Origin of the sequence: Streptomyces inhibens (assembly GCF_003389455.1) — a bacterium.
Classification (GTDB): domain Bacteria; phylum Actinomycetota; class Actinomycetes; order Streptomycetales; family Streptomycetaceae; genus Streptomyces; species Streptomyces inhibens.
Genome location: NZ_QUAC01000464.1, coordinates 1 through 21,929, shown reverse-complemented (window position 1 = coordinate 21,929; position 21,929 = coordinate 1). Strand labels below are relative to the sequence as shown.

At 71.2% G+C, this 21,929-nt stretch carries 17 protein-coding genes and 1 pseudogene; 7 read left to right on the top strand and 11 right to left on the bottom strand.

All coding sequences use genetic code 11. From position 1 onward, the window contains the following. Positions 1-2: 2 nt before the first annotated feature. A complete protein-coding gene (locus tag DY245_RS40155; RefSeq protein ID WP_128512048.1) occupies positions 3-878 on the bottom strand; it encodes a hypothetical protein in 876 nt (291 codons plus the stop codon). Between the two features lie 4 nt (positions 879-882). Continuing rightward, on the bottom strand, positions 883-1,530 hold the full coding sequence (locus DY245_RS40150; protein WP_128512047.1) for a papain-like cysteine protease family protein: 648 nt from the start codon (positions 1,528-1,530) through the stop codon (positions 883-885). 241 nt (positions 1,531-1,771) lie between these two features. On the opposite strand from DY245_RS40150, the gene DY245_RS40145 reads away from it, so the two are divergent. Then, positions 1,772-2,710 (top strand): hypothetical protein, encoded by a 939-nt coding sequence (locus tag DY245_RS40145; protein WP_128512046.1) that lies wholly within the window; start codon positions 1,772-1,774, stop codon positions 2,708-2,710. 48 nt (positions 2,711-2,758) lie between these two features. Here the strand turns inward: DY245_RS40145 and DY245_RS40140 are convergent, their stop codons facing one another. Together DY245_RS40140 and DY245_RS47740 are read right to left on the bottom strand one after the other, a co-directional pair. Further along, on the bottom strand, positions 2,759-3,172 hold the full coding sequence (locus tag DY245_RS40140) for a Rieske (2Fe-2S) protein (protein ID WP_128512051.1): 414 nt from the start codon (positions 3,170-3,172) through the stop codon (positions 2,759-2,761). A 351-nt stretch (positions 3,173-3,523) separates the two neighbouring features. Beyond that, a pseudogene (locus DY245_RS47740) lies at positions 3,524-3,751 on the bottom strand (alcohol dehydrogenase catalytic domain-containing protein); the annotation flags it as partial. A gap of 158 nt (positions 3,752-3,909) precedes the next feature. On the opposite strand from DY245_RS47740, the gene DY245_RS40130 reads away from it, so the two are divergent. After that, the gene (locus tag DY245_RS40130) at positions 3,910-4,968 is read left to right on the top strand and encodes a LacI family DNA-binding transcriptional regulator (RefSeq protein WP_128512045.1); all 1,059 of its coding nucleotides are present in this window, start codon (positions 3,910-3,912) and stop codon (positions 4,966-4,968) included. Continuing rightward, positions 4,965-5,930, top strand: coding sequence for a carbohydrate kinase family protein (locus DY245_RS40125; RefSeq protein WP_128512044.1), 966 nt, complete (start codon positions 4,965-4,967; stop codon positions 5,928-5,930). Before DY245_RS40130 ends, DY245_RS40125 begins: the two co-directional genes overlap by 4 nt. A 40-nt stretch (positions 5,931-5,970) precedes the next feature. Here the strand turns inward: DY245_RS40125 and DY245_RS40120 are convergent, their stop codons facing one another. From DY245_RS40120 to DY245_RS40105, 3 genes are all read right to left on the bottom strand, one after another. Then, entirely contained in the window at positions 5,971-6,381 is a 411-nt protein-coding gene (locus tag DY245_RS40120) for an HflX-like GTP-binding protein (protein ID WP_244943557.1), read from the bottom strand. Between the two features lie 395 nt (positions 6,382-6,776). Continuing rightward, positions 6,777-9,731, bottom strand: a complete 2,955-nt coding sequence (gene uvrA, locus DY245_RS40110; RefSeq protein WP_128512042.1) for an excinuclease ABC subunit UvrA — start codon at positions 9,729-9,731, stop codon at positions 6,777-6,779. A gap of 285 nt (positions 9,732-10,016) precedes the next feature. Continuing rightward, positions 10,017-10,787, bottom strand: a complete 771-nt coding sequence (locus DY245_RS40105) for a TetR/AcrR family transcriptional regulator (protein WP_128512041.1) — start codon at positions 10,785-10,787, stop codon at positions 10,017-10,019. A 60-nt stretch (positions 10,788-10,847) separates the two neighbouring features. On the opposite strand from DY245_RS40105, the gene DY245_RS40100 reads away from it, so the two are divergent. The 4 genes from DY245_RS40100 to DY245_RS40085 all read left to right on the top strand — a co-directional run bounded on the left by DY245_RS40100 (position 10,848) and on the right by DY245_RS40085 (position 15,180). After that, the gene (locus DY245_RS40100) at positions 10,848-12,461 is read left to right on the top strand and encodes an FAD-dependent monooxygenase (protein ID WP_128512040.1); all 1,614 of its coding nucleotides are present in this window, start codon (positions 10,848-10,850) and stop codon (positions 12,459-12,461) included. A 130-nt stretch (positions 12,462-12,591) separates the two neighbouring features. Continuing rightward, positions 12,592-13,335 (top strand): maleylpyruvate isomerase family mycothiol-dependent enzyme, encoded by a 744-nt coding sequence (locus DY245_RS40095; protein WP_181924073.1) that lies wholly within the window; start codon positions 12,592-12,594, stop codon positions 13,333-13,335. 28 nt (positions 13,336-13,363) lie between these two features. Next, a complete protein-coding gene (locus DY245_RS40090; protein ID WP_128512039.1) occupies positions 13,364-14,020 on the top strand; it encodes an MBL fold metallo-hydrolase in 657 nt (218 codons plus the stop codon). Between the two features lie 92 nt (positions 14,021-14,112). After that, positions 14,113-15,180, top strand: coding sequence for a S66 family peptidase (locus DY245_RS40085; RefSeq protein WP_128512038.1), 1,068 nt, complete (start codon positions 14,113-14,115; stop codon positions 15,178-15,180). Between the two features lie 117 nt (positions 15,181-15,297). On the opposite strand, the gene DY245_RS40080 is transcribed toward DY245_RS40085, so the two are convergent. From DY245_RS40080 to uvrB, 4 genes are all read right to left on the bottom strand, one after another. Beyond that, a complete protein-coding gene (locus DY245_RS40080; RefSeq protein WP_128512037.1) occupies positions 15,298-16,281 on the bottom strand; it encodes a TerC family protein in 984 nt (327 codons plus the stop codon). Positions 16,282-16,550: 269 nt separating this feature from the next. Beyond that, on the bottom strand, positions 16,551-18,749 hold the full coding sequence (locus DY245_RS40075) for a TerD family protein (RefSeq protein ID WP_128512036.1): 2,199 nt from the start codon (positions 18,747-18,749) through the stop codon (positions 16,551-16,553). A 157-nt stretch (positions 18,750-18,906) separates the two neighbouring features. Next, positions 18,907-19,485, bottom strand: coding sequence for a TerD family protein (locus DY245_RS40070; RefSeq protein WP_128512035.1), 579 nt, complete (start codon positions 19,483-19,485; stop codon positions 18,907-18,909). 140 nt (positions 19,486-19,625) lie between these two features. Then, on the bottom strand, positions 19,626-21,758 hold the full coding sequence (uvrB, locus tag DY245_RS40065; protein WP_128512034.1) for an excinuclease ABC subunit UvrB: 2,133 nt from the start codon (positions 21,756-21,758) through the stop codon (positions 19,626-19,628). Positions 21,759-21,929 lie beyond the last annotated feature (171 nt).

Sequence of the window (21,929 nt, the reverse complement as noted above, 5' to 3'; positions counted from 1 at the left end):
GGTCAGCGGCTGCGTCGCCTGCGCAGCGCCGCTGTGCCGGACAGCCCCAGGGCGACCACGGCGGCGGCGCCCGCCACCGTCGTGGCGGCGGTCACCGGGAGGGAGTCGCCGGCCAGCGCACCGGCCGCGACGGGCTGCGGACCACGGTCCTCCTTGGCGCCGGGGGCGGCCCCCGGCCCGTAACCGCCGGCCATGCCGCGCTTGTCGTACGCGGAGCCCGGCAGCTTGTCGCCGTACGCCTTCGCCACCCGCTTCTGGTAGGCGGCGACGGTGGTGCCGTGTGCGCCGACGGCCTTGCGCGCGTCGGCGTCCAGCGGCTCGATACGGTCACCGCACTGCAGGTACCAGGCGTCGATCTGCGGCTCGTGGAAGACCGTGCCGTCGGCGTCCCGCGCGGTCCCGGCCGCGGCGTAGCGGGTCTCGTCGTCACCGGCGGCGATGTTGACGACCTTCCAGGCGGCGCCCTGCCGCGCGGTCCACACGGACGCCGTGCGGCCGTCGGCGGCGACGGCCTTGCTGGCGAGGAACTCCAGGCGGGCGACCGGGGCCTTGGCCTTGCCGCGGACGAAGTCCGGCGACAGGCCGTAGACGGGGACGGTGCCGCCCTCGATGTGCGCGGCGGCCTGTGGCGTGCCGGGTGCCACGGCGCGGGCGCCGCTGCGCTTGCGGTCGGCGGCGAAGAAGCGGGCGAGGGTGTCCAGGGTCGCGGGTGCGGTGGCCGCTTCGTGGGCGGCGGCGACGCTCGCGCGGGCCGGGACCTGGGGTGCGGGGACGGGTGCCGCGAGTGCGAGGTGCGGGGCGAGGCCGATGAAGGCGGTGGCGAGCGTCCCGGTGGCGGCGGCGCGGACCACGGTGCGGACGGCGGTGCGCTTCGTCATGGCCTCAGGCTCCTATCCGGTAGAGGGAGTGGGTCCAGGAGAAGGAGCTGCCGTTGACGTAGTAGTCGAAATCGCCCCAGTTGTAGCGGTAGTTGCTGCCCCAGGGATCGCCCCAGTAGACCCAGTTGCGGTCCGTTTCGTAGCCGTAGATCACATGCATATGGCCGCCGCCGGAGGACCACTGGATGCGGGTCTCGATGGGACGGTTGGCGTTGATCTCACTCTGGACCGTGCTGTAGCGGAGCCAACCCGACACATATGAGCCGGAGTTGATGCCCATCGAGTCGAAGGCATTCTGCACGTTGCCGAGGTTGGCCTGGTTGTTGGGGCAGGTGGTGCCCTGCTGCCGGTTGAACGCGGCGTTGCAGAACTGGTTCTGGCTGTAGTTCCTGCCGTACCAGGTCGCGATGGTGTTGCCGGAGGCCGCCCAGCACCAGTTGGTCTGCTCCTGGGCCTGCATGGAGATGTCGAGACGGTTGGCGGCGAACGGTGCGGCGGCGGTGTCCGAGGCGGTGACGGCGTGCGACGGCGGCGCAAGGGGGGTGGCGGACGCGGTGGTCGTCCCGGTGAGCGTGGTCAGTGCGGCGGCGGTCAGTGCCGCGGCCGACAGCCATCTGCGGCGGGAACGGCGTGCGTGGGGTGCACGGGTCATGGCGTTCCTCCCGAAAAGGGGGGTGAGGGGGTGAGAGGAGCGCATCCGGATGCTGCTGAGGAGCATCGGGTGTTGTCGCAGGCAGGTCAACACGCTTCAATGCGGAATGACATGGGGGTGTGGACGAACGGGCCCGGATGTGAACGGCCGGTGCCCGGCGTACTGCGGTGAACAGGTAGGCAGAGCGCACAGCGTGCGACCCGGTTGTGAACGTTCACCCGCGCGCTGGAGGATTGAGGCAATGGCACAGAACGCTCCCCAGCCGGCCGAGCTGGAACAGCTGCTGCGGACCGGCCCGTTCCATCTCGCGCTGCGCAGCGCGCTCACCGCACGGGGTCTTGCGCTCACCCGCGTCCAGCACAAGCTCGCACAGCGCGGCATCACCATCGGGGTGACCAGCCTGAGCTACTGGCAGCAGGGCGCCCGGCGGCCGCAGCGCCCCGAGTCGCTGCGGGCGGTGCGCGCCCTGGAGGAGGTCCTCGAACTGCCCGCGCGCTCGCTGCACCGGCTGCTGGTGCCGGAGGGCGGCGCCCGTCCGGAGGCCGAGCGGCCGCCCGCCCGCTCGTACCGCTCGCTGATGGCGCCCGCCGACGCGCTGCAGCAGCTGTTCGCCGAGCTGGAGACCCCCGCGGACGGCGGGCTGCACACCGTGGGCCATCACGAGCGGGTACTGATCGGGCCCGAGCGTCAGCTCGTCGAGCGGGAATCGCTCCAGGTGGTCCGCGCGCACCGGGACGGTGTGGACCGGTATGTGGCCATCCACCGGGGCGAGTCGGGCTGCGATCCGGCCCGGGTGCGGGTGCGGGCCGCGGAGAACTGCCGGCTGGGGCGGGTGCGCGGGCACGCCGAGGCCGGGGTGGTGGTTGCCGAGCTGCTCTTCGACATCCGGCTGCGGGCCGGTGACACCCATGTCTTCGGTTACGTCTTCGAGGACGGCAGCGGCGGACCGAGCGCCGAGTATCTGCGCGGCTTCAGCTTCGCCGGCAGCCAGTACGTCCTTCAGGTGCGCTTCGACGAGGCGGCGCTGCCGGTGCGCTGCCGCCGCTTCGCCCAGGCCTCGGCGGGCGCCCCGCGCAGCGCCCAGCAGGAGCTGACGCTCAGCGGCCGGCACCACGCGGTGCACCTCGTGGAGCAGGGGGTGCGGCCCGGAATACTGGGGATCAGCTGGGACTGGGGGTGAGTTCCCCGGTGCGGACGGCTGGGTTCCCGAGGGGGACGGCGGCTGCGCTCAGCCGGCGATCAGCTTGCCGTCCTTGGCCTTGACCGGCACCTCGGGCAGCGGCTCGGACGCCGGGCCCTGGATGACCTTGCCGGTGGTGACGTCGAAGCGGCTGCCGTGGCAGGGGCAGCTGCCCTCCTTCTTCTCGACGTCGGACAGTATGCAGCCGGCGTGCGTGCACTTGGCGCTGAAGCACTTGTACTCGCCCTTGGCGGGCTGCGACACGACGAGCCGGTCCTCGCGGTAGAGCTTGGCGCCGCCGACCGGAACGTCGGCGGCGGCCCCCAGATCGACCGGCTCGGTCGGTACCGCCGACGCGTTCGCGCCCGAGTCCCCCGGTGAGCAGGCCGCCAGCCCGAAGCCGGCGGCACCGGCGAGCGCGGCCCCCCGCAGCACGGTTCGGCGGGCGGGGGACTGGCTCATGGCTGCTCCTGGGGTCACGGGGTCGTGGGCCACCGTCAGTGGCCGGCGGCTCCCGACGATACCGGCACAGATCGTTCCGCTTCCGGCCGGGCCGGGCGCCCGCGCAGCAGGTCCCTTTCGATCTCCTCCAGGCTGCGGCCGGCCGTTGAACAGCCAGGTCAACTTCTCGGCCGCGGTTGCCGTGGCGCGTTGACCGGGAGGGCAACCGCACCTCGTCGCGTCCGCTGTTGCGGGGCGAGACGGATCGGGGCGGCGCGGCAGCCGGTTCAGACCGTGCACCGCGCAGGACAGCGGCTCGACGAGTCCCGCCGCGGCCTCCGAGAGGCGCTCGGGCAGGACGTCACAGCAGCGGGCCGGTACGGCGACCAGCTCGGCGAAGCCGTCGGCGCGGGTGATGCCGATCGCGGTGCAGTCCTCACAGAGGTTGCCGCGGCCGATCCGGCAGTCATGGCAGGCGCCGCACGGCATGTTGGGGTCCTCCGCGACCCGGCCGCCGACCGGGGCGCGGTGGACCGCGGCGGGAAGTTCGCCGCCGAGGAGGTGCGGTGACCACGAGAGCGCGTATCGGCGCCTCCTCACGACGTCGTGCGGGTTCGATGCCGGGACCCTACAGAACAACGACGTGGACGTAAACGCTTGCGCAAGCGTTTACGTTTGCCGTCGGATACTCGTAATGTGGTGGACGTCGCGGGGCAGCGGCACCACCGTGGGGCCGCGCGCTCGGGAGGACGAACCGGATGACGACGATGGCGGATGTGGCGCGGCGGGCAGGGGTCTCCGTCGCCACGGTCTCGCATGTGCTGAACGAGACCCGGCCGGTGCGCCCGGACACCCGGGCCGCGGTGCTCGGCGCCATCGACGAGCTCGGCTACACCCACAACACCCTGGCCCGCTCCCTGGTCACCTCCCGCACCCGCTCGATCGGCCTCGCCGTCTCCGCGATCAGCAACCCGTACTTCACCGAGATCCTCCAGGGCGTCGAGGCCGGCGCACTGGAGGCCGGCTACAGCCTGCTGATCGCCGATCCGCACGACGACCCGCGGCACGAGCGCAAGGTGGCCCAGCTGCTGCACGAGCGGCGCGTGGACGGCATGATCGTCGCGCCGTCCGCCGAACCGGCGGAGCTGGTCGAGTACCTTCTCCGGCGCGAGGTACCCACCGTCTTCCTGGACCGGCTGGTCGGCGACGGGCACGACCAGGTGTGCGCCGAGAGCACCGGCCCGGTCCGTCAACTCGTCGAGCATCTGGCCGACTTGGGGCATACCCGGATCGGTCTGGTGGCCGGCCTCCCCGGGCTGAGCACGACCACCGAGCGGGTCCAGGGCTACCGCGAGGGGCTGCGCGCCCGCGGTCTGCCGTTCGCACCCGAACTGCTCGCCGGCGGCAACTCCGAGGCGGAGGGCGCCCAGGACGCCACCCGCCATCTGCTCGCCGCACCCGAGCCGCCCACCGCGATCATCACCGCCAACAACGCCATGACCATCGGCGCGCTCCAGGCGCTGCGCGCCATGGGCCTTCAGGTGCCCGGCGATATCGCGCTGGCCTGCTTCGACGACTTCTCCTGGGCCGATCTGTTCACGCCCCGGCTGACCGCGATCGCCCAGCCCAGCAAGGACATCGGGGCCGCGGCGGTCCGGCTGCTGCTGGAGCGTCTGGAGGAGCCGGACCGGCCCCCGCGCACCATCCGCCTCCCCTGCACCTTTGTGCACCGTACGTCGTGCGGTTGCGCCGCATCCGCCCCGGCCACTCCCCCGGCCGCACCCCCGGTCGCCCAGGAAAGGAACCGCACCCCGTGATCGTCGTCGCCGGCGAGGCGCTGATCGACCTCGTCCCCAGTCCGCAGGATCCTTCCCTGGACGGTCAGTTGCCCGCGCTGCTGCCACGGCGCGGCGGCGGCCCGTACAACACCGCGGTCGCGCTGGGACGGCTGGGCTCGCCCGCCGCGTTCTGCTCCCGGATCTCGACCGACACCTTCGGCGAGTCGCTGCTGCACGGGCTGCGCAGCGCCGGCGTGGACACCGCGCTGGTGCAGCGCGGCACCGAACCGACCACGCTCGCCGTGGCGGACATCAGCCCGGACGGCTCGGCCGGCTACGGCTTCTACGTCGACGGCACCGCCGACCGGCTCTTCACCCTGCCGCCGGCGCTGCCCGAGGCGGTCCGCGCGCTGTCGCTGGGCACCTGCTCGCTCGTTCTGGAACCGGGCGCGAGTGCGTACGAGTCCTTGCTGCGCCGCGAGGCCCGGCGCGGTGTCTTCACGGCGCTCGACCCCAATATCCGCCCCGGCCTGATCCTCGACCCGGACGCCTACCGGGCCCGCTTCCGGTCCTGGCTCCCCGATCTCGCGCTGCTGAAGCTGTCGGAGGAGGACGCACTGTGGCTGGCGGGGCCGGGCGGCGCGGCGGGCGGTGACTGGGACGCGGCCACCGCGGCGGCCGGGGAATGGCTGGGCGCGGGGCCCGCGGCGATCGTGATCACCCGGGGCGGCGACGGTCTGACGGTGCTCACCCCGGGCGGCGGCGAGCTGACGGTCCCCGGCGAACAGGTCACTGTTGTCGACACCATCGGCGCCGGCGATACGGTCAACGCGGCGCTGCTGCACCGTCTGGACGCCCACGACGCCCTCTCGTACGCCGCCGTCGCCTCCCTCGGTACCGACGACTGGCATGACATCCTCCGCTTCGCCGCCCGCGCGGCCGCCGTCACCTGCTCACGCGCGGGCGCGGAGCCGCCGTTCGTCACGGAGTTGGCGGCGTAGCGGGGCGGGGGCGCGGGGGGCATGGACGCGGGGCAGTTCGCTACTCGGGCGTCGCCGTGGCCGGCAGGTCGGCCCGGCCCAGGACCGGGCAGCCGAGGGCATCGGTGAGACGGCTGCGTTGACGGTACGTCAGTTCACCGGCGAAGATCACCGCGCTCGCGGCCGTCGCGGCGCGGGCCGCGGCGAGCTCACGCAGCTTGCCGGACCCCAGAACCGTGGTGGCCGAGTAGGGCAGACCCATGGCCCGTACGCCGCCGGCGGAGACCCCCCGTCGCTGTACAAAGCTCCCGGCGACCACGGCGCCGCGCCCCTCCAGCTCGGCGGTCAGGGCCGCCATCACCGCGGCGTGGTCCCGCACCTTCGCCGGGAACAGGCCCGCGACCAGGACCGTCCGACCGGCCAGCGCCGGGACGGACAACGGGGCGGGCGGTCCGCTACGCCGGTTGCCCACACCCCCGCGCGACGCCCTGCGCCCGGCCCGCTGACGCGGCCGTCCCCCTTGCCCCCGGCCTCGATCACCGCTTCGCACCGAGCTTCCCCTCCCTCTCCCCCGGTCCCGGTCCCGGTCCCATTCCTGGTTCCGGTCCCGTTCTCGGATCCGGTCCCGGTCCCGGTCCTGGTTCCGGTCCCGTTCTCGGATCCGGTTCCGGTTCCGGTTCCGGTTCCGGTTCCGGTTCCCTGCAGCCTGGCGCACCTCTCCGCATCGCCCCCGTCCGCGTCCCCCGTCCGCGTCCTCCGTCCGCCGTCCCCCACCCGCGGCTCCCGCCCGCCCCGTACCGACGACGGGCCGCCACCGCCCCCGTACGGGAGAGCGGTGACGGCCCGGCCGGGTACGGCTCGCGGGTGTCAGGAGGCCCGGCGGGCCCGCGTCGTTGTCTTCTTGGCCGCGGTCTTCTTCGCCGCGGCCTTCTTGGCCACCGGCTTCTTCGCCGGCGCCGCCACCGTCGTGGCATCGCTGACGCGGTCGCCGAGGATCTCCCGCAGGAACTTGCCGGTGTGGCTGGCCGGGACCGACGCGATCTCCTCCGGCGTGCCTTCGGCGACGACCAGTCCGCCGCCGTTGCCGCCCTCGGGGCCCATGTCGATGACCCAGTCCGCCGTCTTGATCACATCGAGGTTGTGCTCGATGACGATCACCGTGTTGCCCTTGTCGACCAGCCCGGACAGCACATTGATCAGCTTGCTGATGTCGTCGAAGTGCAGACCGGTGGTCGGCTCGTCGAGGACATAGACCGTGCTGCCCGTCGAGCGCTTCTGCAGCTCGCTGGCCAGCTTGACGCGCTGCGCCTCACCGCCCGAGAGCGTCGGCGCGGACTGCCCGAGCCGGACATAGCCGAGGCCGACCTCGGTGAGCGTCTTGAGATGCCGGGCGATGGTCGGCACCGCCTCGAAGAAGCTCAGCGCCTCCTCGATGGGCATGTCCAGCACCTCGGCGATGGACTTGCCCTTGTAGTGCACCTCCAGCGTCTCGCGGTTGTAGCGCGCACCGTGGCAGACCTCGCACGGCACATACACATCCGGCAGGAAGTTCATCTCGATCTTGATGGTGCCGTCGCCGGAGCAGTTCTCGCAGCGACCGCCCTTGACGTTGAAGGAGAAGCGCCCGGGCAGATAGCCGCGGACCTTCGCCTCCATCGTCTCCGCGAAGAGCTTGCGGACATGATCGAAGACGCCGGTGTAGGTGGCCGGGTTGGAGCGCGGGGTGCGGCCGATCGGCGACTGGTCGACATGGACGACCTTGTCCACCAGATCGTCGCCCGCGACCCGGGTGTGGCGTCCCGGCACCGACTTGGCGCCGTTCAGCTCGCGCGCGAGGTGGGTGTAGAGGATGTCGTTGACCAGCGTCGACTTGCCGGAGCCGGAGACACCGGTGACGGCGGAGAACACACCGAGCGGGAAGGAGACGTCGATGTCGCGGAGGTTGTTCTCCTTCGCGCCGTGCACCGTCAGCCGCCGCGCCGGGTCGGCCGGCCGCCGGATGTCCGGCGTCGCGATGGCCTTCTTGCCGGACAGATAGTGCCCGGTGATCGACTCCTTGTTGGTCAGCAGCTGCTTCATCGGGCCGCTGTGCACGACCTTGCCGCCGTGCTCACCCGCGCCCGGGCCGATGTCCACGACCCAGTCGGCGATCTTGATGGTGTCCTCGTCGTGCTCCACGACGATCAGGGTGTTGCCCATGTCGCGCAGCCGCACCAGGGTTTCGATCAGCCGGTGGTTGTCGCGCTGGTGCAGACCGATCGACGGCTCGTCGAGGACGTAGAGCACGCCCACCAGGCCGGAGCCGATCTGGGTGGCGAGGCGGATCCGCTGGGCCTCACCACCGGAGAGGGTGCCGGCCGCGCGGTTCAGCGAGAGGTAGTCCAGGCCGACGTCGACCAGGAACTTCAGCCGCTCGTTGACCTCCTTGAGGACCCGCTCGGCGATCTTCTTCTCGCGGGCGTTGAGCTTCATGTCGCGAAGGAAGTCGGCGCAGTCGCTGATCGACATGGCCGCGACCTCGGCGATCGACTTCTCCTGGACCGTGACGGCGAGCACGATCGGCTTGAGGCGGGTGCCGTCACAGGTCGGGCAGGGCACCTCGCGCATATAGCCCTCGAAGCGCTCCCGGCTGCTGTCGCTCTCCGCTTCGGAGTGCCTCCGCTTGACGAACGGCACGGCACCCTCGAAGGGGGTGGTGTAGGCCCGCTCGCGGCCGTACCGATTGCGGTAGCGCACCTCGATCTGGGTCTTGTGGCCATGGAGCAGGGCCTTCTTGGCGCGCGCCGGCAGCCCGGCCCAGGGGATGTCCGTACGAAATCCGAGGGCGTCCGCGAGCGCGCCGACCAGGCGGCCGAAGTACTCCTTGGTGTGGCCGTGCGACCAGGGGTGGATGGCGCCCTCGTCGAGGCTGCGGTCCTCGTCGGGGACGATCAGCTCGGGGTCGACCTCCATGCGCGTACCGATGCCGGTGCAGTCCGGGCAGGCGCCGAAGGGCGAGTTGAAGGAGAAGGAGCGCGGCTCCAGCTCCTCGAAGGACAGATCGTCGTAGGCGCAGTACAGATGCTCCGAATACATCCGCTCGCGCTGCGGGTCGTCCGCGTCGAGGTCGACGAAGTCGAGGATGACCATGCCGCCGGAGAGACCGAGGGCGGTCTCCACGGAGTCGGTCAGCCGCCGCTTGGCGGTCTCCTTGACCGTGAGGCGGTCGATGACCACCTCGATGGTGTGCTTCTCCTGCTTCTTCAGCTTCGGCGGCTCGGCGAGATGGATCGTCTCCCCGTCGACCCGCGCCCGGCTGTAGCCCTTGGTCTGGAGGTCGGAGAAGAGATCGACGAACTCGCCCTTGCGCTCACGCACCAGCGGGGAGAGCACCTGGAAGCGGCTGCCCTCGGGCAGCTCCAGGACCTTGTCGACGATGGCCTGCGGCGACTGCCGGGCGATCGGCCGCCCGCACTCGGGACAGTGCGGCCTGCCGATACGGGCGAACAGCAGACGGAGGTAGTCATAGACCTCGGTGATCGTGCCGACCGTCGAGCGCGGGTTGCGCGACGTCGACTTCTGGTCGATCGATACCGCGGGGGACAGGCCCTCGATGAAGTCCACATCGGGCTTGTCCATCTGCCCGAGGAACTGCCGGGCGTAGGAGGAGAGCGACTCGACATAGCGCCGCTGCCCCTCGGCGAAGATCGTGTCGAAGGCGAGCGAGGACTTGCCCGACCCGGAGAGCCCCGTGAAGACGATGAGGGAGTCGCGGGGGAGGTCGAGCGAGACGTTCTTGAGGTTGTGCTCGCGAGCGCCACGGACGATGAGACGGTCGGCCACGCCGGTCGGCACCTTTCTTGGAGAGGGGCGGGAGCCGCGGCTCTGCGTCCGCCGCTCGGTGGGTGAGCAGAGGCGGCGGAGCGAGCGGAGCCCCCGCCCCAGGGTATGGGGCCCGCCGCGGCACTGTCTTTGGGATGCCACACACGAGCCTATAGCACGCGCATTCGATTTACGGGGCTCGCAAGCCCTGTTCACCCAAACGTGTGGCGGCCCCGCAACCTTCCCGCCGAGGCCGCACCGCCGTACGCTGCGGGAACCCGGCGAGGACCCACCGAAGACGCCGCCTCAGCCGAGGTCCGGCAGCGCCCGCTCCAGCGCATCGAACGTGCGCCGCAGCACCTCCTCCTGCCCAACGGCCACCTCGTCCGCCGGGTCACCCCCGAGCTGGCGGACCACGGCATCGGCGGACGCCACCCGGATCGCCGCGATGATCAACGCAGCGGCCAGCCGGGCGTCATGGCCGGGCCGTGCGGCGTCACCGCCGGCGGCCTCGGCGAGCACTGCGGCGAGTGTGTCCTCCATCTCCTCGACCGCCTCGCGGCCGCGCGCCCGCAGCGCCGGCGACTCCAGCACCGTGCGCCAGAAGTGTTCGAACCCCTCCCCCACCGCGGCCAGCGGGTGCCGCTCGGCCAGCAGACCGAGGGTGAGCCGGCGCAGCGCGGCGAGCGGCGACTCGTCCGCGCCGCGCTCCCGGATCGCGCGGGTGATCAGCTCCCGCGCCTCGGGAATCCGGTCCAGGAAGAGGTCTTCCTTCCGCGGGAAGTAATTGAAGACCGTCATCGTGGACACCTCGGCGGCGCGGGCCACCTCGGCGACGGTGACGTTGTCGAAGCCGCGCCGAATGAAGAGCAGTGTGGCCTCGCCGGAGATCCGCTGCCGGGTCTTCAGCTTCTTGCGTTCGCGCAGCGTGAGCCGCCCGCCCTCCTCGTCGAAGCCGGTCTCCTCCTGCCGACCGCCGATCAGCTCGCCACTGATCCGTTCGTCGCCGATCCGCTCGCCGCTGATCCGCTCGCCGCCGGTTGCCGGCTCGTCGCCGCGCCGCTGCTCATCCGCCATGGCCGAAATTCTAAGTCTTTTTTAGTGACAACAAACTTTTAGTGACTACACTCACCTCCCATGAACCATGACGCAGACGTAGTGGTGGCGGGGGGCGGCCCGGTGGGGCTGATGCTCGCCTGCGAACTCGCACTGGCAGATGTCTCGGTCGTCGTCCTGGAGCGACTGACCGAAGTGGATACGACGATCAAGGCGGGAGCGATCAACTCCCCCAGCTCGGAGGCCTTCTACCGGCGCGGGATGCTGCCGGATTTGGCGGAGGTACAGCGCGGCGCCATCGAGAAGTTCAGCTCGTTCCTGCGGCAGCGCCAGGCCGCGGGCGCCTCCGGGGTGAAGCCGCCGCCGAAGTTCGCGGGGCACTTCGCGGGCATCATGCTGCGCGGCGATCTGCTGGACGAGTCCGACCCGGACTTCGGCAGCCCCGGGCCCGCCGCCGAAGTCGGCCTCGTACCCCAGGAAGCCCTGGAACGGCTGCTCGCCGCCCGGGCCGCCGAACTGGGCGTCGTCCTGCGCCGGGGGGTGACACTGACCGGCTTCGACGCCGGTGAGGACGGCGTACACATCCACACCTCGGACGGGTCGCTGCGCACCGGCTGGCTGGTGGGGTGCGACGGCGGCCGCAGTACGGTCCGCCGGCTCGCGGGGTTCCCGTTCCCCGGTACGGACCCCGAGATCACCGGCCATCAGGCCCTCGTGGAGATGACCGGCTCGGAGGCGCTGGGAGCCGGCTGGAACTCGACCGGGACCGGGACATACGTCCACGGCCCGATGCCCGGCCGGATCCTCACCGTGGAGTTCGACGGACCGCCCGCGGACCGCGAAGCCCCCATCACCGCTGAGGAGTTGGAGGCCTCGCTGCGGCATGTCTCCGGTGTGACCGACATCAAGATCCACAAGGTGCTCACGGCGACCCGGTTCACGGACAACGCCCGCCAGGTGCCCGACTACCGCGCGGGGCGGGTGCTGCTGGCCGGTGACGCCGCGCATGTGCACTCACCGTTCGGCGGCCAGGGGCTCAACCTCGGCATCGGCGATGCGATGAACCTCGGCTGGAAGCTGGCCGCGACCGTGCGCGGCTGGGCGCCGGAGGGGCTGCTCGACACCTACACGGCCGAGCGGCACCCCATAGGCGCGTGGGTCCTGGAGTGGACCCGGGCCCAAGTGGCGCTGATGCGGCCGGAGTCCCATACCCGGGCGCTGCGCGGAGTGATCTCCGAACTGACCGGAACGGTCGCCGCCACCACCTTCTTCGCCAAGAAGGTCTCCGGTGTCTGGCAGCGCTACGACCTGCCGGGCGACCATCCGTTGACCGGCCGCAGCGCACCGGACCTGGAGCTCTCCGACGGCAGCCGGCTCGCGGACCATCTGCGCGGCGGGCAGGCGCTGTTGCTCGATCTCGCCGATGACGCCGATCTGCGCAAGCGCGCCGCGGGATACGGCGACCGGGTGCGGGTACGCACCGCCGGCTGCCTGAAGCGGCCCGGACTGGCCGGCCTCCTGGTACGGCCGGACGGCTGCACCGCCTGGGCGGCGGACTCCCCCGGCCCCTCCGACACTCCCGACACTTCTGGCACTCCCGGCACTCCCGGCACTCCCGGCTCGCCGGGCTCCCTGGACGAGCTGAACGCCGCGCTCCACCGGTGGTTCGGGACACCCGACGACACGGCGGCCTGACCGCCGGGAGATACCGCGGGCGGCGCCCGTCAGCGCCTCCGGCCGCCGCGCGCCGCCCGCCCCGCCCGCGTACGCCCCGATCATCGCCCGCCGACTCCCTAACTCGCCCTCGTGGCGCTAGCGTCGGACCATGACCCTCACCCTGCCCGACTTCCCGCACGATGTGGCAGCCGTCCGCGAAGCCACCGAACGGCTCCTCGTCTCGGTGAGCAAGCTCGACGACGCGGCGATCGGCGAACCGTCGATGCTCCCCGGATGGACCCGCGGCCATGTCCTCGCCCATGTGGCACGCAACGCGGACGCCCTGGTCAACCTCCTCACCTGGGCGCGTACGGACGTGCGGACGCCGATGTACGCCGACGCCGAAGCCCGCGACAGCGCTATCGAACGGGACGCCGACCGCTCCTTGGCCACACATCTGGCGGACATGAAGGAGAGCGCCGCGCGGTTCGACGCGGCGGCGGATGCGCTGCCACCGGCGCGCCGGGCGTTCGAGGTCGAGATGCGCAACGGTGTCGTCGAGCGGGCCGACCGGCTGCCGCTGCGCCGGCTGGCCGAGATCGAGCTGCACCATGTCGACCTCGGCGTCGGCTACACCGTCGAGCAGCTGTCGCCCGCATTCCTCGACAGCGAGCTGGCGTTTCTGTCCGCGATCAAGTTCGCCGGACACCCGGATCTGCCCGCCCTGGAGCTGCGGGCCGACGACGGCCGCCGCTGGCTCACCGGCCGCCCGGCCACCGCGCCGGGCGCCGGGACCACGCCCGTGGTGGTGACGGGCTCAGCGGCGGCGCTGGTCGGCTGGCTCACCGGCCGCGGTGACGGCCGCGAACTCGACAGCCAGGGTGCCGCGCTGCCCGCCATTCCGCCCCTCTAGTGTGAAAGGCACGTCCTAGAGTGGTCCCATGGGCTACAGCGGAGCAGTGAAGGTCGGCGGAGCGGCCGACGTGCACGAGCTGACCGACCTGATGATCTCGAAGGTCGCGGTCGGTTCGATGAACAACAACGCCTATGTGCTGCGGTGCCGCGCAACCGATGAGCAGCTGCTGATCGACGCGGCCGCCGAGCCGCACACCCTTCTGGCGCTGATCGGCGACAGCGGCATCGCGTCCGTCGTCACCACGCACCGGCACGGTGATCACTGGGGCGCACTGCGCGAGGTGGTCGATGCGACGGGTGCGCGGACGTACGCGGGGCGCTACGACGCCGAGGGCATCCCCGTCCCGACGGACGTACCGGTCGAGGACGGCGACACCATCACCGTCGGCCGCGTCGAGCTGACCGCGCGCCACCTGGTCGGCCACACCCCCGGCAGCATCGCGCTGGTCTACGACGACCCGCACGGCGCCCCGCATCTGTTCACCGGGGACTGTCTGTTCCCCGGCGGTGTCGGCAACACCTTCGGCAACGCCGAGAACTTCCGCACCCTGATCGACGACGTACAGAGCAAGCTCTTCGACCAACTCCCCGACGAGACCTGGATCTACCCGGGCCACGGCAACGACACCACGCTCGGCGCGGAGCGGCCGCACCTCGCGGAGTGGCGCGAGCGCGGCTGGTAGCGCACGGCGGCGGACGGGCGGCTCCGTACGGGCGGCGGACCGGCAGCGGAAATACGGTGTCGGCCCACCGCCCGTCCCTCTAGCCTCACGCCATGCCGACATCCTCACGCCCCACCCACGCCCTGCGCTGTCCGCCCAAACCGCGCCCCGGTGACCGCGTCGCCGTGCTCTCCCCCTCCTCGGGCCTTCCGGAGCGGTTACCGATTCCGTACGAACTCGGTCTCGCCCGGCTGGAGAAGGAGTTCGGGCTGGTGCCGGTCGAGTACCCGGCCACGCGGAAGATGGGCGCCTCCCCGCAGGAGAGGGCCGCCGATCTGCATGCGGCGTTCGCGGACCCGGAGATCACCGCGGTCTTCGCCAGCGTCGGCGGCGACGATCAGCTCACCGTGCTGCCCCACCTGGACCGCGAGGTGTTCCGCGCCCACCCCAAGCCGTTCTTCGGGTACAGCGACAACACCAACCTGCTGGCGTACCTCTGGAACACCGGAATCATCGGCTTTCACGGTGCCACGGTGATGTGCGAACTCGGCCGCCCCGGGGCGATGCACCCGCTCACCGCGGATTCGCTGCGCGCCGCGCTGTTCGCCCCGGGCCCGTACCCCCTGCGGCCGGCCGAGCACTACCGCGACGAGGGCCGCGACTGGGCCGACCCCGCCACCTTCGCCGCCGAGCCCGCCATGTGGCCGGGCGACGGCTGGCGCTGGCACGGGCCCCAGCGGGTGGTCGAAGGCCCCAGTTGGGGCGGCAATATCGAGGTGCTGTCCTGGATGCTGATGGCGGACCGCGAGATCCAGGACGATATGGCGGTGTACGACGGCTGTGTGCTGTTCCTGGAGACCTCCGAGGAGCTCCCGAGGGCCGACGATGTGTACTTCGTGCTGCGCAGCATGGGCGAGCGCGGCCTGCTCGGGCGGTTTCCGGCGCTGCTGATGGGCCGCCCCAAGGCGTGGTCGCTGTCGCGCCCCAACTCCCGGGAGGCGAAGGCGGCCTACGTACGGGAACAGCGCGCGGCGGTGCTGCGTGCGCTGGCCGCGTACGCCCCGGACACCGTCGCGGTCTTCGATGTGGACCTCGGGCACACCGATCCGCAGCTGGTGATCCCGTACGGGGGCACGGTCCGGGTCGACGGTGTGGAGCGGCGGATCACGGTCACGTACTGACGGCGGGCGGCAGCGGCGGGGCGCCTGCGGGAAGCAGCGGCGCCCGGCTCCGCTCCGGGGGGAGCGGGAACCGGGCGCCGTCCGAGCCAAGCCCTGGGGCCGGGCAGGTCACCGACGTCAGGCGTCGACGGACTCCTTGGCCTCCGCCTCTGCCGCCGTCTGCTTCTTCACGGCGCGCAGGCTGGTGATCGTCGTGACGACGAGCACGGCGCAGATGACGCCCAGCGAGACCGGGATGCTGATCTCCGGAACGGCCACACCGGACTCGTGCAGCGCGTGCAGCACCAGCTTCACACCGATGAATCCCAGGATGATCGACAGGCCGTACGAGAGGTGGACCAGCTTCTTGAGCAGCCCGCCGATCAGGAAGTACAGCTGCCGCAGACCCATCAGGGCAAAGGCGTTGGCGGTGAAGACGATGTACGGGTCCTGGGTGAGGCCGAAGATCGCCGGGATCGAGTCCAGCGCGAAGAGGACGTCGGTGGTGCCGATCGCCAGCATGACGATCAGCATCGGCGTCATCAGCCGTCTGCCGTTCTCGACGATGAACAGCTTGGTGCCGTGGTACTTGTCGGTCGACGGGAAGCGCTTCTCGACCAGCTTCAGGAAGCGGTTCTCCTCGAACTCCTCGTCCTCCTCCTCGGCACGCGCCTCCTTGATGAGCTTCCAGGCCGTCCAGATGAGGAACGCGCCGAAGATATAGAACACCCAGGAGAAGTTGGCGATGATCGCGGCGCCGGCGCCGATGAAGCCGGCCCGCAGCACCAGCGCGATCAGCACGCCGACCATCAGCACCCGCTGCTGGTAGATCGTGGGGACCGCGAACTTCGCCATGATCAGCACGAAGACGAAGAGGTTGTCGACGCTCAGGGACTTCTCGGTGATGAAGCCGGCGAAGAACTCACCGGCCGGCGCGGTGCCGCCGAAGAGCAGCAGCCCGAGCCCGAAGAGCGCGGCGAGCGCGATCCAGACACCGGTCCAGATTCCGGCCTCCTTGATGGAGACCTCGTGCGGTTTACGGCCGCCGATGAAGAAATCGGCGGCGATGAGGGCACACAGACCAAGGATGGTCAGCACCCACAGGGTCAGGGAAACGTCCACTGCTCCTCCGGCAGAGTCGTACGGCACTTACAGCGTCGTCGCTGCCGGAGGTCTCTTCCGCCCCGCTCCGCCATGGGAACGAGACCGACGCCCCGGGATCGTCACACTCACGATCCGTGATGACGGGTACGTCGTCGTGGGAATACTCCCCTCCGCACAAAGAAGAGTAAAGGAAGACCAAGGAATAGTAAAGAAAAGGGCAAAGCTGCTGGTCAGGCAGGTGGCTGGTGGTTCGGGGCGGCCGTCGGCGACGGCTCGGTCCGTGCGCTTCAGTGCTGCCCGGCCCGGCGGGCCTCCGCGAGCCGGCCCAGTACCTGGCGCACCACCTGACTGCCCTTCGGGGCGAGCGGCGGCTCGTACGTCCAGGCATGGCCGACCCAGGGATCGGCGAGGTGGGCGTCGGGCACCGGTGTGATCCGCAGCAGGGAGCGCCACAGCGGGTCCAGGACCGGGCCGTACTCCCGGCTCCGGTCGCGGTCGGCGACCATCATCAGATGCACCCCGACCGCCGGGCCCTCGTCGGCCAGATAGCGGAGCTGGGTGAGGGCGCGGTCGTCGAAGCCGTGCGGGAAGTCATGCACGATCAGCAGCTGCTCGGCGGTGTCGAGATCCGGCGGCAGTGCGTCACCGGCGCGATTGCGCACGGCCATCTGGACGAGGTCCACCCGGCGGGTCAGCCCTTCGAGGACCGAGGCCACGCCCTTGGCGCCGGGCAGCGGGGCGGCGGGCAGCGCACCGCTCTCCACCAGCGGCGCGAGCGCCGGTGCCGCCGTACCGCCCGGGTCGATGACCTGGACCGCGAAGTCGCCGACGGGGTGGACGGCGAGCAGCCGGACGGCGATCGCGACCGCGGTCTCCATGGCGAGCCGGCGCAGTTCGGCCTCGTCCGGCGGCCCGTCCGTGAGCGCGCTGCCCAGCTCCCGGCGGCCGTATGCGCGCTCGGGGTCGGGGCCGCCGCCCCGGGCGTAGGCATCGGGCCCGCTGTCGATCCACAGTCCGCGCTCCAGAGGGAGGCGTACGAGCATGGGGATGCGCAGGTCCAGCACCTCCGGGAGGTGCAGGTCGCCCAGGCGCAGCGCCATCGGGCGCTCCAGCGGGACGTGGTAGCCCTGCCATACGGGGTTGTCCCAGCGGGCGAAGGCGGGCGGCAGCGCGGGCTCCACGACCTCCGACTCGGCGGCGAGCTGGGCGAGATCGCGGTCGAGGGCGGCGCGGGCCTGGGTGACGAGCGTGGCGTGCTTGTCGCGGGCGGCGGCACGGGCGGCATCGACGGCGGTGCCGAGGCGGTTGCGCGGGTCGGCCAGAGCCTTGTCGAGCTCCTGCTCCAGGCGGGACTCGGCGAAGTCGGATGCGCTGCGGTAGGCCGCAACCGAGCGGGCCAGATCCTCGAACATGCCCCAGACCTGGTTGTAGAGCCGCTCCTCCATACTCCATCCGGCGGCATCACCGGCCACCGGCGCCGGGGGGCCGTCGGGCGATGCCGGGGTCCCCGCTGATGCGGTCGCACCCGTCGGGGCCGCGGCAGACAGAACGGGGGCGGCCGGCGGGCCGGCGGGGGTGGGGGCGCTGCGGCGCTTGGGGTGGCGGTAGTCGACGGGGCCACCGCCTGCCGGGGCGGGCGACGGGGCTACGGATTTGGCCCCGCTCCCGGTCCCGGACGTGGCTCCTGTTTTGGCCCCGGCCCCGGACGTGGCCCCGGCTGCGGTAGCGGGCCCGGTCGTGGCTCCGGCCCCGGCGCGGGGCCCGGTCCCGGTCGTGGCTCCCGTTCCGATGCCGGCGCCTGTTGTTGTCGGGCCGTCAGGTGCCGTGGCGTTCGCGGGGTCGGTCCGGTCCGCGGCGGACGCGCCGGACGGGCCCGCTCCGGGCCGATCGGAACGGCTCGCCGCGACGGGGGCGGGCGCGGGGACCGCGCGGGCATGCCCCAGACCGACCGCTTCCTCGATCTCCGCGGCCAGCTCCGCCGCCTGCGACAGCCCCTGATCGCGCAGCATCGCGGTGAGGCCGCCGGCGTAGCCCTGGCCCACGGCGCGCACCTTCCAGGCGCCCTGCCTGCGGTACAGCTCCACGGCGACGACGGCGGACTCGGCGCCCAGGCCGGTGACGGTGTAGCCGACGATGCCGGTGCCGTCCAGGCCGGTGACCGTGACCGAGGGCGCGGCGGCCGCGCCGAAGGTGGTCAGCGGGCCGATCCCGGTGGGCAGCGCCAGCAGCACGCTCACCCGGTGGACGGCGTCGGGCAGCGCGTCGAGATCCACCGCGATGCGGTGCTCGGCGGCGGCCTGACGGGGAACCTCGATGCCGGTACGGCGGGGTGCCCCCGGGTGGGCGACGGCCTCGACGCCCGAGAGCCTGCCCTGCTCGTCGCCGAGGGCGACCCCGGCCACGACGGGACCGCCCGCCGCCACCCGGATCTCCACCCGTGTCCGGTCCAGCGGATGGTTCTGCCCCCGGACCAGCTCGGCCGTCATCGTTGCTCCCCCTAGTTGTCGTACGTCCTGGCTGGTTGCCGTAACATCCCGGGCCGGCCCGGGCGCAGTCCCGGAGCGCGGCGGCGGCGCGGCCCGGTGCGCGCTGCCGCGACCGGTGTGGCGGTGTGCCGGTGTGCCGGTGTGCCGGTGCGGGCGGTTACAGGTGCGGCACGATCGCCGGCACGAGATCCTGGAACGTCCGGCCGACAGAGGGCTCACCAATGGCGGTCATCTGCCAGCCGTTGCCCACGCGGTGCACCTTGGACATGACCTGTGCGGTGTAGTTGCCGCCGCCCGTGAGGGTGTAGCGGGCCAGCTCCTCACCGGTGGTCTCGTCGACCAGTCGGCAGAACGCGTCCTGCACCTCGGCGAAGGTCTGGCCGGTGAAGGAGTTGACGGTGAACACGATCTGGTCGATGTGCACCGGCATCCGTGCCAGGTCGACCAGGATCGCCTCGTCGTCGCCGCCCTGGCCCGCGCCGCCGACCAGGTTGTCGCCGGTGTGCCGGACCGCGCCGTCGTCGCTGATCAGGTGCTGGAAGAAGACGACATCTATCGGCTTCTTGTCGGCGAACAGCACCGCCGAGGCGTCGAGGTCGATCTCGTTGGTCCGCCTTCCGAAGAGACCGCGGCGCGGCGCCGAGCGCCACCCCAGCCCCATCCGCACCGCGGTCAGGGTGCCTCCGTCGGACTTCTGCAGGCTGATGCCCTGCCCCTTGGACAAATTGACCGACACGCGCCGTCCCCTCTCTGTACTGTCCCGCCCAGCTTTCCGGCGGCCCCTTCGACCCTACGCACGACGGCGGGCCGAGGCCGCGCCGGACCCGCGCTTTGTGGCGTTTCTGCAACACACCGGGCGCCCCCTGGGTGGCCCCCTTACTTCACCCCGGCCTCCCTCATTTGCCGCAGCTCCTTCTTCAGTTCGCCCACCTCGTCGCGCAGCCGGGCGGCGACCTCGAACTGCAGCTCGGCCGCGGCGGCCCGCATCCGCTCCGTCATCTCCTCGATGAGCTCGGCGAGTTCGGCGGCGGGACGGTCCGTCAGGACCGCTCCTGCCTTGCCGCCCTTGCCCTTGGCGGCCTTCGCGCCGAGTGCCGGGACCGGCGCCTTGCCCTTGGCCTCCTTGGCATCGGCCCCCTTGCGGAACCCCGTGCCCAGCAGCTCCTGGGTGTCGATCTCTTCCCGGGCGATGGTGGCGACGATGTCGCCGATCTTCTTGCGGAGCGGCTGCGGGTCGATGCCGTTCTCCTTGTTGTACGCCAGCTGCTTCTCCCGGCGGCGGTTGGTCTCGTCGATGGCCTTCTCCATCGCCGGGGTGACCTTGTCGGCGTACATGTGCACCTGTCCGGAGACATTGCGCGCGGCTCGTCCGATGGTCTGGATGAGCGCCGAACCGGAGCGCAGGAAGCCCTCCTTGTCGGCGTCCAGAATGGCCACCAGGGAGACCTCGGGCAGGTCGAGGCCCTCACGCAGCAGGTTGATGCCCACCAGGACGTCGTACTCACCCGATCGCAGCTCGCGCAGCAGCTCCACGCGCCGCAGGGTGTCCACGTCGCTGTGCAGATAGCGGACCTGGATGCCGAGCTCGAGGAAGTAATCCGTGAGGTCCTCGGCCATCTTCTTGGTGAGGGTGGTGACCAGGATGCGTTCGTTCTTCTCCGTCCGCTGCCGGATCTCGTGCACCAGATCGTCGATCTGCCCGTCGGTGGGCTTGACCACCACCTCCGGGTCGACCAGCCCGGTCGGACGGATGATCTGCTCGACGAAGCCGTCGCCGCGCGCGAGCTCGTACTTCCCGGGGGTCGCGGACAGATAGACGGTCTGGCCGATGCGCTCCAGGAACTCTTCCCACTTCAGCGGCCGGTTGTCCATGGCGGACGGGAGCCGGAAGCCGTGCTCGACCAGGGTGCGCTTCCGCGAGGCGTCGCCCTCGTACATGGCGCCGATCTGCGGGACGGTGACATGCGACTCGTCGATGACCAGGAGGAAGTCGTCCGGGAAGTAGTCGATGAGGGTGTTGGGCGCGGAGCCGGGCTCACGGCCGTCCATGTGCATCGAGTAGTTCTCGATGCCCGAGCAGGAGCCGATCTGCCGCATCATCTCGATGTCGTACGTGGTGCGCATCCGCAGCCGCTGGGCCTCCAGATGCTTGCCCTGCTTCTCCATCGTGGCGAGGCTGTCCGCCAGCTCGGCCTCGATCCCGGCGATGGCCCGCTCCATGCGCTCGGGGCCGGCGATGTAGTGGCTGGCCGGGAAGATGTACAGCTCCTGGTCCTCGCTGATGACCTCGCCGGTGAGCGGGTGGAGCGTGGACAGCGCCTCGATCTCGTCGCCGAACATCTCGATCCGCACGGCCAGCTCTTCGTAGACCGGGAAGATCTCGATGGTGTCGCCGCGGACCCGGAACGTGCCGCGGGTGAAGGCCACGTCGTTGCGCGTGTACTGGATGTCGACGAAGCGGCGCAGCAGCTGGTCACGGTCGAATTCGTCGCCGACCTTCAGCGGCACCATCCGGTCGACGTACTCCTGCGGGGTACCGAGGCCGTAGATGCAGGACACCGAGGCGACCACGATGACGTCACGCCGGGTGAGCAGCGAATTCGTCGCGGAGTGGCGCAGGCGTTCGACCTCCTCGTTGATGGAGGAGTCTTTCTCGATGTACGTATCGGACTGGGGGACGTACGCCTCGGGCTGGTAGTAGTCGTAGTAGGAGACGAAGTACTCGACGGCGTTGTTCGGCAGCAGCTCACGGAATTCGTTGGCGAGCTGGGCCGCGAGGGTCTTGTTGGGTGCCATGACGAGCGTCGGGCGCTGCAGCTTCTCGATCATCCACGCGGTGGTCGCCGACTTGCCGGTGCCGGTGGCGCCCAGCAGGACGACATCCTTTTCACCCCCGCGGATGCGCCGCTCCAGCTCGGCGATGGCCGCCGGCTGGTCGCCATTGGGCTGGTAGGGGCTGACGACCTCGAAGGGCGCCACCGTGCGTTCGATCTTTGATACGGGCCGCATGGGATCCACCGTACGACCCAGCACTGACAACCGGCGTAAAAAATGCTCCGACCTGCGAAGTTGCCGGGGTATCGGCGGCCGGTCCCCCGCGGTGCCGGCCGCCGGCCGCGCCGCCTTGCGGGCCCGGGACGTCGGGCGGCGGTGACGGTCGGACGCCGGTCGGCGGGGACG